The organism is Sporosarcina sp. FSL K6-1540, assembly GCF_038620285.1.
GTDB classification, from domain to species: domain Bacteria; phylum Bacillota; class Bacilli; order Bacillales_A; family Planococcaceae; genus Sporosarcina; species Sporosarcina psychrophila.
On sequence record NZ_CP152018.1, the window covers coordinates 3,602,796 to 3,618,904 of the forward strand.

General features: G+C 37.3%; 14 protein-coding genes. 9 read left to right on the forward strand and 5 right to left on the reverse strand.

Going from position 1 to position 16,109, the window contains the following annotated elements:
- The first annotated feature begins 8 nt into the window (after positions 1 to 8).
- From MKY15_RS17010 to MKY15_RS17050, 9 genes are all read left to right on the forward strand, one after another.
- The gene (locus MKY15_RS17010; RefSeq protein ID WP_342538079.1) at positions 9 to 725 is read left to right on the forward strand and encodes a response regulator; all 717 of its coding nucleotides are present in this window, start codon (positions 9 to 11) and stop codon (positions 723 to 725) included.
- Between the two features lie 94 nt (positions 726 to 819).
- The gene (locus MKY15_RS17015) at positions 820 to 2,124 is read left to right on the forward strand and encodes an extracellular solute-binding protein (RefSeq protein WP_338652601.1); all 1,305 of its coding nucleotides are present in this window, start codon (positions 820 to 822) and stop codon (positions 2,122 to 2,124) included.
- A gap of 71 nt (positions 2,125 to 2,195) precedes the next feature.
- Positions 2,196 to 2,876 carry a hypothetical protein gene (locus tag MKY15_RS17020; protein WP_340741973.1) on the forward strand — a complete coding sequence of 227 codons (681 nt, stop codon included), beginning with the start codon at positions 2,196 to 2,198 and terminating at the stop codon, positions 2,874 to 2,876.
- A gap of 24 nt (positions 2,877 to 2,900) precedes the next feature.
- Positions 2,901 to 3,809, forward strand: a complete 909-nt coding sequence (locus MKY15_RS17025) for a sugar ABC transporter permease (protein WP_342538081.1) — start codon at positions 2,901 to 2,903, stop codon at positions 3,807 to 3,809.
- Positions 3,799 to 4,617 carry a carbohydrate ABC transporter permease gene (locus tag MKY15_RS17030; RefSeq protein ID WP_338652595.1) on the forward strand — a complete coding sequence of 273 codons (819 nt, stop codon included), beginning with the start codon at positions 3,799 to 3,801 and terminating at the stop codon, positions 4,615 to 4,617. Before MKY15_RS17025 ends, MKY15_RS17030 begins: the two co-directional genes overlap by 11 nt.
- 227 nt (positions 4,618 to 4,844) lie before the next feature.
- On the forward strand, positions 4,845 to 6,548 hold the full coding sequence (locus tag MKY15_RS17035) for an alpha-glucuronidase family glycosyl hydrolase (protein ID WP_342538082.1): 1,704 nt from the start codon (positions 4,845 to 4,847) through the stop codon (positions 6,546 to 6,548).
- 30 nt (positions 6,549 to 6,578) lie between these two features.
- On the forward strand, positions 6,579 to 8,174 hold the full coding sequence (locus MKY15_RS17040; protein WP_187047544.1) for an FAD-dependent oxidoreductase: 1,596 nt from the start codon (positions 6,579 to 6,581) through the stop codon (positions 8,172 to 8,174).
- 25 nt (positions 8,175 to 8,199) lie between these two features.
- The gene (locus tag MKY15_RS17045; RefSeq protein ID WP_187047545.1) at positions 8,200 to 9,150 is read left to right on the forward strand and encodes a GNAT family N-acetyltransferase; all 951 of its coding nucleotides are present in this window, start codon (positions 8,200 to 8,202) and stop codon (positions 9,148 to 9,150) included.
- A 418-nt stretch (positions 9,151 to 9,568) separates the two neighbouring features.
- Positions 9,569 to 10,942, forward strand: coding sequence for an MATE family efflux transporter (locus MKY15_RS17050; RefSeq protein ID WP_187047546.1), 1,374 nt, complete (start codon positions 9,569 to 9,571; stop codon positions 10,940 to 10,942).
- A 197-nt stretch (positions 10,943 to 11,139) separates the two neighbouring features.
- On the opposite strand, the gene MKY15_RS17055 is transcribed toward MKY15_RS17050, so the two are convergent.
- From MKY15_RS17055 to MKY15_RS17075, 5 genes are read right to left on the reverse strand one after another with little or no spacing between them, the layout of a single operon-like run.
- A complete protein-coding gene (locus MKY15_RS17055) occupies positions 11,140 to 11,862 on the reverse strand; it encodes an amino acid ABC transporter ATP-binding protein (RefSeq protein ID WP_067208515.1) in 723 nt (240 codons plus the stop codon).
- Positions 11,855 to 12,514: an amino acid ABC transporter permease gene (locus MKY15_RS17060; protein WP_187047547.1), complete on the reverse strand. Its 660-nt coding sequence runs from the start codon at positions 12,512 to 12,514 to the stop codon at positions 11,855 to 11,857. The genes MKY15_RS17055 and MKY15_RS17060 overlap by 8 nt, the downstream gene beginning before the upstream one ends.
- A 30-nt stretch (positions 12,515 to 12,544) precedes the next feature.
- Positions 12,545 to 13,330 carry a transporter substrate-binding domain-containing protein gene (locus tag MKY15_RS17065; RefSeq protein ID WP_187047548.1) on the reverse strand — a complete coding sequence of 262 codons (786 nt, stop codon included), beginning with the start codon at positions 13,328 to 13,330 and terminating at the stop codon, positions 12,545 to 12,547.
- Between the two features lie 17 nt (positions 13,331 to 13,347).
- Positions 13,348 to 14,637, reverse strand: coding sequence for an aspartate aminotransferase family protein (locus tag MKY15_RS17070; RefSeq protein WP_067213920.1), 1,290 nt, complete (start codon positions 14,635 to 14,637; stop codon positions 13,348 to 13,350).
- A 50-nt stretch (positions 14,638 to 14,687) separates the two neighbouring features.
- Complete coding sequence (locus MKY15_RS17075) at positions 14,688 to 16,052, reverse strand: sigma 54-interacting transcriptional regulator (protein WP_342538083.1); 1,365 nt, start codon at positions 16,050 to 16,052, stop codon at positions 14,688 to 14,690.
- Positions 16,053 to 16,109: the final 57 nt, after the last annotated feature.

The following is a 16,109-nucleotide window of genomic DNA, read 5'->3' on the forward strand; positions in this document are numbered from 1 at the left end:
TAATGAGGTTGAAAAATGTCCTGTTAGTGGATGACGAAAAAGTAATAAGGAAAGGGATAAAGAAGTTACTGGAGGATGTTATAACCGGTTATAAGGTTATGTGGGAAGCATCTAATGGTTACGAAGCTCTTGAAATTGCAAATATAGAAATACCTGATCTTGTGATTACAGACATTAGAATGCCTGAAATGAATGGTATTGATTTTATATCGTATTTTAAAAAGAGACATCCGTTAGTATCGGTAATCGTAATCAGTGGTCATGACGATTTTATTTATGTAAGGGAGGCTTTAAAGTTAGGAGTGAAGGATTATTTGTTAAAACCAATAAGTCGAAGCGAACTTGCAAGTACTCTCCAAAATATAGATAAAGAGCGTACTAGTAATTACGATATTATTAACCCAGGTGAATCTGTGAATATAAGTAAAATTAAAGATGTAATCAATCGGAACTTAGAAAAAGAGATAACTTTAAATTTCATTTCAAATACGTTAAATCTTCATCCAAATTATATTAGTCAACTGTTTAAACAAAAAACAAATATAAAATTATCCGAGTACATAATGCAGCAAAGAATAGAAAAATCCAAAGAATTATTAACTCAAACTCAACTTAAAATATATGATATTGCACATTTAGTTGGTTATGTGAACTCGAAACATTTTTCAGTGGTCTTTAAAAAAATAGTTGGGAAGACTCCTTATCAATATAGGCAAAAGATTTGAATAATCTTAACATTACAAACCATTTCTTAATACTAACCGATTATGAAGCGCTTACATTATTGGTATTATGAGAATAAGAAAAGGGGGCAGGGATATGAAAAAGTATTTATTGATTTTTTTCAGTCTTGTATTGATTTTTCTTGCAGCATGTAGTAAAGAAGATTCAAAAGACCAGAGTAAAGATGATGGAACAGCTAAAAGTGATGATAAAAAAGAGGATGTTGAATTGACGTTTTCAATATGGGGAAATGATCAACACGCAGAAATGTATGAGGAAGTTCTAAAAGGGTTTTATGATGAAAATCCAAACATTAAAGTGAAAATTGATCTTATTCCGTTTCCAGACTATCAGCAAAAGATGTCAGTACTTGCTGCAGGAAGTGAATTACCAGACGTAGGTTGGGTTTCCGAAGCAATGGTCTCTCAATTTACCAAGAATGATATTTTAAGTGATATTTCAGAGTTTAGTAAGGATGACGACTTTAATATGAATGATTTTATTCCGTCGACATTGGAATTATGGAAACATGACGGAAAGTTATTAGGGTTACCGTTTTCTACACCACCTATGATTTTATACTATAACAAAACAATGTTTGAAAAGGCTGGATTAGAAACACCGACTGAACTGGCTATGAAAGATGAATGGACATGGGAACAATTTGAGGAAGCTGCTAAAGCATTATCAGCGGGTGAAGGAATCAATAGAACTTATGGCGCAAGATTATTTAGGGAATGGACTAACTTTGCAACGTTACCTTCTCATACAATCTCATATGGAGGGTCAATCTTTTCCGATGATATGAAAGAGTTTAAGTGGAATTCTACAGAAGGCATTAAGACCTTTGAAATGCTGAATCGAATGATGTTTGAGGATAAGTCACATGTACCACCAGGTGAGAATATTGAATATGAAGGTGGAAAAGTTGGTATGTACTCCGCAATGTATAGCTATATGACAAATGCAAGAGAGATTACTGACTTCGAATGGGATATTGCCCCACTTCCTAAAGGTCCTGAAGGAAGGGCTCCATTACTTGGGCAAGCGGGAATTGTTGCATTCGAGGGTAGTAAGCATCCAGAAGAGGCAAAGGTATTATTGAAGTTCTTGGCTAGTAAAGAAGGTATTCAGGCACAGTCTGTATTCTTTGTTCCAGCAAGAAAAAGTGTACTAGAATCCGATGAATTTATTAATATCCCTAATAACCCTTCAAGAGAATCTATTCAGTTGGCCATGATTGATCAGATGAACCATGGTTATACGTATCCATTACATGAAGACTGGACAAAAATCGAAAGTGAAATTATCAAAGGTATTGATAAGCTGTTTGCACAAATGGAAACTCCAACTATAATACTTGAGCAAATGGAAAAAGATATAAAACCTTTATTAAAGTGAGAAAAGTTACAAGATTAAAAGTAACGGTTTCTAATCCGTTACTTTTAATCTTATAAAGGGGGATATTGGAAATGGAAACAACATTAAAAAAGATGTTATTTCGTAAGGAAATATCTATAATTGCTAGCCTTCCAGAGAATCGTATAGATTTAGCGCAAGCAGCTATAGATGCAGGAGTAGATGGACTTAAATTTCATATTAATGTTTCTCATCGGGCTAGTCGGAATGAATTTAAAGATATAGAGCATTATTTTGAGATATTTGAAGAAGTAAGACGAAAATTTAGTGGACCAATAGGTTTAGTTATTGGTGATGAAATTGAAAAGGTACTTGGCACAAATACGAAACAGTTAAAAAATTTAGGATTTGACTATTATTCACTATATGCAAAAGATATTGGGTCGAAAATGCTACTTCAGAATGACTTGGAACGTACAGTAGCGGTCAATGATAATTTTTGTTTCGAACAGGTGCGGATTATTGAGTCATTTAACATCCAGGCAGTTGAACTGTCAATCGTGAGAAAGGAAGACTACGGACTTCCGATGAACTTTGAAGACTTTATTACTTATAAAAGTTATAGGGATAATACAAAGCTACCGCTTATTATACCTTCTCAAAAAAATCTTGTACCGGATGATATGGTTATTCTTCAAGAAATAGGTATCAATGCAATTATGCTAGGCGCGGTAACAATTGGTAGTACAGTAGAGTCTATTTTTGAAACGATTTCACGGTTTACGAAAAAATAGAATGATTATTGAGGGTGAGATAAAATGCTTAGACACATCACCAAAGGAAAAAGACTTAGTTCTAAATGGAGTGACAATATAGCAGGTTGGTTATTTGTCTCGCCTATGTTAATTGGATTTACAATATTTATGTTTGGACCTTTGCTATATGCTTTTTTTATTAGTTTGAATGACTGGCCACTACTAGGAGAAGAAAATTTTATAGGCTTAAAAAACTACGAAACGCTGGTTCATGATCCTACATTTATTAAATCCTTAGTTAATACATTATTATTTAGTTTAGGGTTGGTCCCTTTTAACATAATACTGGCTATGTTTTTAGCATCTTTGTTAAAAACAAAGTTCTTTGGGATTGGCTTATTTAGAACTGCTATATTTGTTCCGGTAGTGACTTCTTTAATAGTCTGGTCGATTGTCTGGAAGTATTTATTGGCTTCTGAATTAGGATTTATTAATCAAATGTTAGCTTTAATTGGTATAGAAGGACCTTCATGGCTTTTAAGTGTATCAACTGCTTTACCAGTAGTTATTTTTGTAAGTGTGCTTAAAAATGTTGGACTAAATATGATCTTATTTTTAACGGCAATGCAACAAGTTCCGATAGAATTATATGAAGCATCTGAGCTTGATGGTGCATCTAATTTCAGGAAATTTAGAAGCGTAACATTACCATTAATTACTCCGACAGTATTTTTAACTATGATTATTACTACAATTGGTGCTATGAAAGTTTTTGGACAAATCTACGTCATGACCCGCGGAGGGCCAGTCGATAGCACTAAAGTCCTGGTTTACTATATTTGGGAAACTGCTTTTAAACATTTCGATATGGGCTATGCTTCAGCTTTAGCATTTGTGTTGTTCTTTATCTTATTAGCATTTACTATTCTATCTTGGATTGTTAGGAAGAGGTGGGTTTTCTATGAGGAATAAAGGAAGAAATCTGTTTAAGTATTTTACGCTTTTGATAATAACATCTTTAATGATCGGTCCTTTATTATGGATGATTGCAACCTCATTAAAAGAACCCGCCAAAACGTTCACACAATTCCTACCTAATCCGATAAGATGGGCAAATTATGCTGAAGTATTAGGTAATTCAACTTTTTTGAAGCAATACTGGAATAGTATTTATATCTCTATATTAGTAACACTTCTGGTTTTGCTGTTCTCTTCAATGGCAGGGTATGCTTTTGCTAGAATAAAATTTATGGGCAGGAATGTAATTTTTCTATTGTTATTAAGTGTACTAATGATCCCAGCAGAAGTGACTATTATTCCATTATTTTTATTCATGCGAGAACTTGGACTTATCAACACTCACCTTCCATTAATTTTACTGCCTACATTTGGTGCTTCAGGTGCATTTGGTATTTTTTTAATGCGACAATTTTTTATTATGATACCAAAAGAATTAGAAGAGGCAGCGATAATCGATGGTTGTTCAAAGTTTAAGGTTTATTGGAGAATTATGTTGCCATTATCTGTACCAGCTCTATCAACATTAACTATATTTACATTTTTGGCAAATTGGGATGAATTTTTGTATCCTCTGATATTCATAAATTCACGGGAACTCATGACACTGCCTATAGGATTATCACTATTTACTGATGAGACAGGTACAGCATGGCATCACTTAATGAGTGCAACAACATTAGCTACAATACCATTATTGATAATATTTTTCTTTGCCCAAAAGAAATTTATAGAAGGAATGACGGCAGGGAGCATTAAGTGAATTAAAATGTCAATAAGGGCACTAGTTTTCGTCAATTATGATAGGAAGCTGTAGTGTCCTTTTGTTGTTTGATGGAAAAGGGGTAAAACCTTCCATTATATATTGAACAAATGAATAACTATATCAACTGAGTGAAGGCGCTTTACAAGGGGGAGTGCGGGAGACATCCCCTAGCGCCGTAGCGGATTTGAAGGGAATCTTTATTTCAACTTCTATATTTAAGAAAGGTGTTGTTAATCATAGACAAAATTATTTACTGGAATAATCACGAAACGGTTTTGTTCGCTGTTGAAGAGTTAAGAAGGTTAATGAGAGAAGCAGGACATGAAAGTACAATCGATGCCCAGGCGGAATTCACTGCACTTAATAAAAACATGAATAGAGTTATCCTGCTAACAACAAACGAATATCATTCTTTGAAGGATATGAGAAAAACAATCATACTAAATGATGATGGTTTTGCATTGATTAGATCAGAGCATGATATGTGGATTATTGGGAATGAGCCCCGTTCTATTCTCTATGGTGTTTATATGTATTGTAAAAAGCAGTTTGGTTACCAGTGGATTGATTTGGACAAAGAAACAATCGTTAACTCTCATTCACCAAAGAAAGAAGAACTATATATCCATGAACCGATGTTTGCTAGACGTGGAAATATTATTGAAACCATTAATGATCCGGGCTATATCAATACCCTCATAGATTGGGGAGTTAAAAACGGACAAAATGAATATTTCTTCACGTTCTTCTTATGGAATGAGGTTAAATCATACGTAACTTCTGCGTTACGTAAAAGAGATGTTCAAGTGACGTTAGGCGGTCATAGTTTAAGTTACTTGCTTAGAGAGATACAAAAGGATACGAACGAGAATATGCTCAAGCAAGAAGAGAAACTAAAGTTCTTTGCTGAAAATACATATCTTCAGGATAAAGTCATTCAAAAAATAGTCGCTATCTGTTTGGAAAACAAAGTGATTACTAGAATATCGTTGTGGCCTGAAGATATCGGAATTGACGAGAAAAACGCGAGTGGATTTTTACCGACATATATTCGATTTACTGAAAAAATGAAAGAAGCGCTTGATAAAGAAGGATTACACGTAGAAGTAGAATATATTGTGTACAATGCTGGGTTGTCTTGGAACATGCTGGAAAGGGAAAAACAAACAGAAGCATCTAATCAAGTCGATGCGTTATATGCCTATTGGGGAAGGGATTATTCATCAGCCATAAATTCAAGTGATTCTAGGCAAGTTAGAGCCTATCAAACATTGCAAGACTGGAATGAGCAAACGAAAAAATGCGGGAAATCGTTAACAGTTCTTGAGTACTATAGTGATCATTTTATGTTAACGGAGCTATTCCCGCCACTTCTTATGAGAATACAGCAAGATTTACATGATTATAAACAATTGACTATAAACGGTGTATTAAATTTAATTGTACCAACGCATCAAAAACAACACTATCCAGAGCTAGAAGTTAACTACCCCTGGAAATGGATTCACCATTTTAATAATTACGTATACACAAGGATTGCCTGGGGTGAAAAATATGAAGTGATTGCAGAAGAATATTTCACTGTTTTTAATGAGGATAAAGCAGCATTTCATGAGATGCTGCTCGAATTAGAAAAACTTTTATCACAGCATACGAAGTGGAATGCACCACTTTTTCCTGCTCGAGTAGTGGATCCAGAAAAAGTCCGTGAGCCGATGAGTCAATTAAAGATACCTTCCTATTTACGCGATGTATATGAGCATTTGGCGAAGCTGGATATGACGGAGACTGAATCATTACTTGTCATTCAGACAAAGGATAATTTTAAATCATTTACAACAAAAGAAATGATGTCGATCTACTTCTATTATTTAAAAAAAGGAACCGAGATTTATTCAACTGCATGGGCATTAAAAGAAGAACAATAAAGCCTAACAGAATCTACGGAGGTTTTACTTATGGATTTTAGTAATCTGCATTATTATGTACCAACAAAAAAAGTCAACAAGCCAACGTTAATTGAAAAAAACCTGATTATATACGGAGGAACACCAGCGGGAATAACGGCAGCTATTCAAGCGACAAGAATGGGTCTCACTGTAGCAATCATTGAGTTTAGCAGAAATATTGGTGGGATGACTGCGAGCGGATTAGGAGCTACAGATCTTGGCGCTGAAAATGCTGTTGGTGGTCTTTCAAGAGAATTTTATAATGAAATAGCGAAGTACTACCGAAAAGAGAAACAATGGAAATTCGAACCGAAGGCGGCTCAGTATGTATTTGATAAATGGATGAAAGATTATGATATCCCGGTTTATTTAAACCAACATCTAGCAGAGGTAAGTAAAGAGAATGGGGCAATCATTGAAATTATAATGGAAAATGGGTCTCGCTATAAAGGGAAAGTCTTTATGGATTGTAGTTATGAAGGTGATTTATTAGCTAAATCAGATGTTAGTTATTTTGTTGGACGAGAATCAAATGCAACGTATCAAGAGATTTATAATGGCGTCCAATTTGGAGCACCGCATCATAAATTTGAAAAGTGGATTGATCCTTATGTTGTGGAGGGGGAGGCAGAGAGTGGTTTGTTGCCGGGAATTACAGAAGATGATCCCAAACAGTTAGGTTATCAAGGGCAAGGAGATCATCGAATTCAAGCGTATAATTTCCGGATTTGCTTGACGAAGGAACGAAAGAATCGTATTCCATTTCCAAAGCCATCACATTATGAATCAGATCGATATCAGCTTCTACTTCGTTATATTCAAGCGGGTGTTTGGGATGCGATGAACCTTCACACGATGTTGCCAAACGGAAAATCCGATTTAAATAATTATGGCGCCATTTCGACGGACAATCTTGGGATGAATTATGACTGGCCTGAAGGTAGTTATCATAGACGTGAGGAGATTTTTCAAGATCATTTGAATTATGATTTGGGGATGTTGTACTTTTTAGCTAATGATTTACGTGTACCAGTAGAAATCCGTGAGGAAGTAGCTGCCTGGGGATTACCGAAAGATGAATTTGAAAAAACGGGAAACTGGCCACATCAGTTGTATATCCGTGAAGGAAGAAGAATGATTTCTGATTATGTCATGACAGATCATAATTGTCTAAAGCAGACATTTGTTGATGATCCGATCGGTTTGGCATCATTCCATATGGATTCTCATAACTGCCGACGTGTCGTGATTGATGGCAGGTGTGTGAATGAGGGAGATGTTCAAGTACCAATTGCTCCTTATGCGATTTCGTATCGTTCCATTCGTCCAAAGTTTGAGGAATGTACGAATTTACTTGTTCCCGTTTGCTTATCAAGTTCACATATTGCTTATGGTTCGATTCGAATGGAGCCGATATTTATGATTCTTGGGCAGACAGCAGGAACGGCGGCAGCTCTTGCCTATAAACATGAAATAGCTGTCCAAAATGTAGATTATGAAGAATTGAAACAGGAACTTCTAAAGGCGGATCAAGTTGTCGAATGGGGAGAGGAGATGATGGATGATCCGATTAAACGAATGGAAGAAACGTTCGGAAAGGAATAACCATTACAGTAGTGGAGGGGTCTAGATGAAAATCATTGCTTGGAAACGCGATAGATTAGAAGAGCTAGTAGAGTTATGGAATAAAGAATTAGCCGTAGATTTTCCGATGCGTAAAGAGCTGTTTATACAGAATAGTTTCAATGACGTGAACGTTAGCTATGAAGGTTCTTATATCGCAGTAGATGATCAAGACCATGTGATTGGATTTGTAGTTGCTAAACGATGGCAAGAAACAATAGACGTGAAAATGGATCCTAAAAGGGGGTGGATCCAAGTGTTATTAATAGACAGTGCACACCGGGGGAAAGGGCTTGGAACAAAGCTTCTTAAACGTGCAGAAGCACAATTAAAAGGAAATGGTGTTGAGGAGATGCAATTGGGTGGTGACCCCTTTCACTATTTCTCGGGTATACCGGATCAATATAAGAATGCTCAAAAGTTGGCGAAAAAACATGGCTACACTAAAAGAGTAGACACATATGACTTGATTAATCACCTGGATAAAAAATATGACTTACCTGTTGATAATTCAGTTGTATTTACAATCCTTAAAAAGGAGGAAGAAGTTGATCTAATTTTATTTCTAGAAAGATGTTTTCCCGGAAGATGGGTCTATGAAACGATGAAGTACTTTGAAATGAATGGGGATGGACGAGAATTTGTTGTCGTCAAAAAGAAAGGTCAAATCATAGGTTTTTGTAGAATAAATGATAGCCACTCGCCATTCATTGCACAAAATATTTATTGGAGTCCCCTTTTTGAACAAGAGGTCGGTGGGATTGGTCCATTAGGGATTGATGCGAATGAACAAAAGCAAGGGTACGGATTAGCGATTGTTCAAGCAGCAATAGCTTATTTACAAGAACGAAACACTGAAACTATCATTATTGATTGGACAATTTTAGTGGACTTTTATAAAAAACTAGACTTTAATCCATGGAAAATATATGGCGTTTATTTAAAGGATTTGAAGTGAAGATTTTAAAGAAGGTGTAGTGAGTAATGGGGGTCCGCCAACACGGAACCAAATTGTTTGAACAGGTGATCCAATTGGCTTATGAAACATTTCTTGAATAGGGCCAGACATCGATGGGGTGGCCTAAATAAGTTTTATCCCGCATTAACGGGCAGTAAGATTCCCACTTCAAACACGAGAAGAATAAGTGGAGAGTCAACTAATCGTAATAGCCCGTATGGTTATGCTAACAATCAGTGGAGGATGAAGAATCCCCACTGATTGAAGACTTTTTTAATTGCGGTGAAATTTCCGCAGTTTATACATAGCTTTGTTGCAGAAAAAATGAAAGCGATTAACATACATTCTTTATAGTTTACATTCAAGGTTTATGGTAAGATACTTTGAATGTAATTGGATAAAGAAGGGAAGTGTAGTAATGGCATCAGCCGAAACTGCAAAAAGACCAGACAAAAAACTGAATTTATTTCATTTAACATGGCCAATTTTTTTAGAAGTCTTTCTTTTTATGTTGATGGGTATCGCGGATACATTCATGTTGAGTGCATTGTCAGATGATGCTGTGTCAGGTGTAGGGGCGGCAAATCAGTATGTTCATATTGCCATTCTCATCCTAGAAGTTGTTGGGAACGGGGCGGCAATTGTTGTATCACAATATCTCGGCTCGAAAAGGTATCTTGAAGCATCCAAAATTTCAGCATTAGCGGTTACATTAAATTTAATTGTCGGTCTTCTTATGAGTGTTATTTTCGTTATATTTTCAAAAAACATGATGATTGCTATGAATTTACAAGGCGATGTACTGGAGCATGCTTCAAAATATTTAATCATTGTGGGCGGAGCGATTTTCTTACAAGCTATTATTAATTCGTTATCAGCGATTATTCGTGTACATGGCTTTACAAAACAAACGATGTTTGTTTCATTAGGTATGAACATTGTTCACGTAGTCGGCAACTATGCACTAATTTTCGGGAATTTTGGTTTTCCAGAGTTAGGGGTACAGGGTGCAGCAATTTCTTCTGTTGTCAGTCGCTTGCTTGCATTGATTGTTTTCTTTTGGATACTTTATCGAGTAATGGAATACCGTGTAGAGTTCCGCTATTATATTACATTGTCAAAAGAATATATTCGTAAAATATTACAGATAGGCATTCCATCCGCATTCGAACAGGTGATGTATCAAGGGTGTCAAATTGTCTTCTTATACTATGTAACTTACTTAGGAGCGGAATCATTAGCAGCAAGACAATATGCTGTGAACATATCAATGTTTACGTATTTATTCGCGATTGCGATTGGTATGGGAACGGCGATTATTGTTGGAAGGTTTGTTGGCGGAAACGAGCAAGACGAGGCATATACGAGTGTTTGGACAAGTGTCAAATGGGCATTTCTGTTTACGTTATGTATGGTGACACTCGTTATCATATTCCGCTATCCATTGATGAGGTTGTTTACTGATAACACTGAAATCATTGAAATAGGGGCATCCGTTTTACTTCTTAGTATTTTACTAGAAACCGGGCGTACGTTGAACATTGTTATTATCTCCTCATTGCGTGCAGCTGGAGATGCAAAATATCCGGTTATCATTGGTTCTTTTTCAATGGTAGCGATGAGTTTGCCATTAGGCTATTTTCTAGTGTTCGAATTAAACCTTGGACTCGTTGGAGTATGGCTAGCGATTACTGTAGATGAATGGACGCGTGCTATTATTATGTATTACCGATGGAAGAGTAGGAAATGGGAAAGATACGCTCTTGTATCGCCGAAAAAGAGTCGTCAGTGAATACAGATAGTCAAACATAGAACTTGGAACAGTTGAATAATATATAAAGCGTGTCACTTAGAGTTTTACTATCTAAGTGGCATTTATTTGACTCGGTGTAAAGTGGATATGCAATTTTAACGAGGTAAATAACTAAAGCCCCAGCAACTCAGGCGAAATTAATCGACAGAGTTACTGGGTTTTTTAGTTTAATACAATCATAATATCTTCTCTAAAAAGTCTTGTGCACGTTGACTTTTTGGTGCAGAAAAGAATGCGGCAGGGGGGGCGTCTTCAACTAATTGCCCATCGTCCAAAAATAACACGCGATCTGCGACTTCTCGCGCAAATCCCATTTCATGGGTTACAATCGCCATCGTCATACCGGTAAGTGCTAACGATTTAATAACTTCCAGTACTTCCTTCACCATTTCAGGGTCAAGGGCAGAAGTTGGCTCATCGAACAACATCATTTCGGGTGACATTGCCAAAGCTCTTGCAATGGCTACACGTTGTTTTTGTCCGCCCGATAATCGAACTGGATGTTCGTTCTCTTTTTCAGCGAGTCCTACCTTTTTTAATAATTCTCGTCCCTGTTCTTCTGCTACATCCTTAGAAGTTCCTTTGACCATCATCGGTGCATAGATAATGTTTTCAAGAACAGTCTTATGGGGGAAGAGGTTAAATTGTTGAAATACCATTCCAACTTGCTCTCTCACCTTCATAATATTGACCTTGGGATTTGTTACTTCAGCTTCATTCACCCATATATGTCCGCTTGTAGGTGTTTCAAGTAAATTAATGCAACGAAGAAATGTCGATTTTCCAGAACCTGAAGGACCAATAATTGCAATGATTTCCCCTTTTTGAATGGTGGTTGAAATCCCTTTTAACACTTCAACTTTTCCGAAGTTTTTACGAAGATCCTGAATTTTAATCACTTCGTCTCATCCTCCTTTCAACCGCTTTACCAATCAGTGTTAAAACAATTACCATCAGATAATAGATAACACCCGCGAAGATTAGCGATTCAAAATAACGATAAGTATTGCCGCCTACGATATACGATCTTCTCATAATATCTGTTACACCAATGACGGTGACAATCGCAGATTCCTTCGTTAAGGTAATAAATTCATTCATCAAAGCAGGTAAGATGTTTTTCAAAGCTTGCGGTAAAACAATATCCATCATCATTTTCTTATAAGGGATGCCGAGGGCCATTGAAGCTTCCAGTTGCCCTTTATCTACAGCTAAAATACCGGCTCTAATAATTTCAGAAATGTATGCGCCCGAATTAAAACCGAATGCCAAGACAGCTGCAGTATATGCAGTGACTTTAATATCGAATAACTGTGGGGTACCATAATAGATTAAAAGAAGTTGGAGAATCAATGGGGTTCCACGGAAAATGGACGTATAGATGTCCGCAAACCATTTTAGTCCTTTAAATCTCCCAATTTTACATAACGCTAAAAGAATTCCGATTACAAAACCTATAATTGCTGCAACGCCGACAATTTTCAGAGTGACCCCAATTCCTTGTAGAATATAAGGAATTGAGGGGGCAATTTGGGAAAAGTCTAAATTCATGGGCTAACATCCCTTTCTTTCCCGAATGAATTAGTTACTGAACCATTTCAAAACTAATTTCTCTACTTCACCTTTATCCTGTAATTCCTTGAGGACACGGTCAAATTCAGCAGTTAAATCGCTGTCTTTTTGGAAAGCCATTGATAAACCTAATTTGTGCTCCTCTGGAAGTTCAAAGCTAGACAGTTCCTTATTTGACTCGATATAGCCATTTGCCACTACATCTGCAATGACGATTGCATCAAGATGACCAGATTTGATTTCTTGGAAAAGATCCGGTACGCGGTCACGGCTTTCAACAGAGTAACCATATTGTTCTTCAAGTGATTTCGCACCTTTTTCTTGAACAGATGCCGTTTGAGCACCAATTTTTTTGCCTTTTAGATCTTCCGCGCTATTGATGTTGCTGTCCTTCATCGTAATAACTAGATTTGTAGCTGTAAAATAAGCAGTTGAGAAATCAATTACTTTTTTACGTTCTTCATTGTTGCCATCCATACCTGCAACGACCATATCAATGCTTTTTGCTTGGAGCGCGGGAATTAAACCATTGAAATCCATGTCTTCAATTTCTAATTCATAACCTAGTTCTTTGGCAACCATTTTTGCCAAATCAATATCAAAACCGATGATTTCATCACTTACTGCTGTGTCGACATATTCGAATGGGGGATAATCTGCTGAAGTTCCCATTTTAAGTATCTTCGTATCTGATGCACCTGTTTTCTCACCACCTGCTTCATCTTTGGTTCCACATGCCACAAGTACGCTCATCATTATAACGAGTAGAAGTGCAATCCCTGACCACTTTTTCATAATAAATCACTCCATTTCTAATTTGTTTTATTTTCAAATTCCGTTAAAGCTTCATCCAATACAGTCAATCCGTCATCGATCTGCTCTTTTGTTATTGTAAGCGGGGGAATCATTCGAATAACTTCACCAGAGTTGCCGCACAAGTAGAACAGTACACCTTTGTGAAGACAACCATCCAGGACAGCCATTACTGCTTCGCCGTCAGGTTCACCCGTTTCTGGATTGCCAAGCTCGATACCAATCATCAAACCAACACCTCTAACGTCATTTATGGTTGGATGTTGTAGTTTCATTTCAAGTAAGCGTTCCACTGCATAGGCGCCCATTGCTGTTGCGTTTTCCAATAGCTTTTCTTCTTTCAACACTTCAAGAGATGCGAGAGCAGCGGAACAAGCGATAGGATTGCCGCCAAAGGTCGTTCCATGTGTGCCGAGCGGCCATTGGTCCATTAGTTCTTTCGAGGCAACAGTAGCGCTAAGCGGAAGCCCTGCTGCAATCCCTTTAGCGATCGCCATGATATCCGGTTTGACATCGAATGTCTGTGCAGCGAACCAATTGCCTGTGCGGCCGAATCCAGTTTGAACTTCATCGAAAATAAGTAGAATGCCATGGCGGTCACAAATTTCCCGAACTTTTTTCAGCCAAGCTTTTGGTGGAATGATGTATCCACCTTCGCCGAGAATCGGTTCGATAATCATACAAGCGACTTCTTCCGGATCTACTTGGTGGTTGAATAGTTTTTTCGCATCTTGCTCAAGTTTTTCAGGGAAGAAGACGTCAGGATCTGCTCCTTCAGGAAGGTATTCAGGCAGTGCATATGGCAACTGATAGGAAAGCCATGTGGGCTGCAAATGTTTCCGGTATTTACTTTTCGATGTTGTCACACTTAATGCGCCCATTGAACGTCCATGGAAACAGCCAGTGAAAGAAACGATATAAGGTCTTCTTGACGTATATTTTGCAAGTTTTAACGCACCTTCAATTGCTTCAGTGCCACTGTTCGCGAAAAAGAAGTTATCGAGTTTTGGTGGTAAAATCGTTTGCAGTTCGGCTGCAAGTTTTAAGATGGATTCATAGATGATAACACCTGATGGACCATGAATAAGGTGATCTGCACTATCTTTGATCGCCTGTACGACTTTAGGGTGCCGATGTCCTACGTTCTCGACAGCAATGCCAGAAGTGAAATCTAGGTACCTCTTACCATCAGCGCCGTAATAATAACATCCTTCTGCTTTTACAACAGGTAAGTTCGGGTGATCTTTTGCCATACTTGGTGCGAGAAAGTTTCCAATGTTGTCGACCATATGAAGCCAGTCTTGTTGTTCTCCTAATTTTTGCTGCACAGTAAATCCTCCTACTCAATATCGGTATATTTTTTCAGTTTGCGAACGACAGAAGGTTGGCTTATTCCAAGGAACTTAGCGATTTCAGTCGTTGTACGATAGCGCTCCTGCGCATCCCTTAACACTTTCATTTCAACATCATCTAAAATACTTGGTAGTGTTCGTCCTTCAAGATGAATAATAGACAAGTCATCGTCTGTTTTTTTACGGTATTCTGGAGGCAAGTCTTTTGCCGTGATAATAGGGGAAGTACTTTGGACAACCAACCGTTCGATAACATTTTTGAGTTCGCCATGGTTTCCATGCCAATCAAGAAGTAGTAACTGGTTAAAGACATCATCTGAGAGCTTCTTTGTAGTAGTGTGTGCAATTGAAAACTGACTTAAATAGATGGAAATCAAAGCACTCAAATCTTCTTTACGTTCACGAAGCGGTTTTAAATGAATTGGAACAATGTGGAGCATGTAATACAAATCTTGATGGAACTTTTTAACAGCAATTGATTCTGTCAATGCATTTTCAGCTGAGCTAATTAGCCTCACATCAAGTGGAGAAAATGTAGTTGCATTTATAGGGGTAAATCTACGTTCTTTCAGTACATTGGCAACTTTTCCTTGAAGATGAACCGAAAGTTTATCGATTCCCTTTAAATAGAGGGTTCCTTCATGGGCTAACGTCAACAGACCCGTTACCCTTTGCTCGAACTCTCCACCGAACAGTTCACGTTCAAACATCGCTTCCGGCATTGTTTCGCAGTCAATTTCAATGAAAGGTCCATTTTTTCGCTTACTTTCGTTATGAATGAACTTTGCCATTGTTGTTTTCCCAGTTCCTTGTTCTCCATAAAAGATGACAGAAACATCGAGTGCGGCCGCATTCCTAGCGGTTTCATAAGCAATTCGTGTCGTCCTGTTTTCCATCGTCAATCCATCGATTGTAAGATTCTCTTTTCGGAGTAGCGAGAGTTCCTCTTTTGCCAGGGACATTTCATTTTCAAGTTCTTTCATATATTCCTGAATGACGAGAAGTTCGGCTACTTCATAGGAATAACTAAGGACAAATTCAACTTCGCCTGACTCATTAAAGAATGGCACGCCTGTAATAAGTGCTTTTCGTCCAGAAGGGGTAGCTTGTATGACAACTACCTTCTTTTTTTGTAGAAGGACGAGTGGAGTAATAGCAGGAGAGAAAATACCCCTTTTTTCTAAATCATATACGGATTTTCCGAGGAGATCCTCAGCACGTATCCCGTAATAGCGTCCACTAATTTGTGAAGCTTTTACGATAATACCTGCGTGATTAGTAACAATGATATCTTCATCATACGAATCAATAATTTCTTCTTTTGAATTTGGATGTAAGAAAAATCCTGTCATACGACCACCTTTCCTAGAGGTAACAGTATTCAATAATGAATAATTATTTGTTTGTAA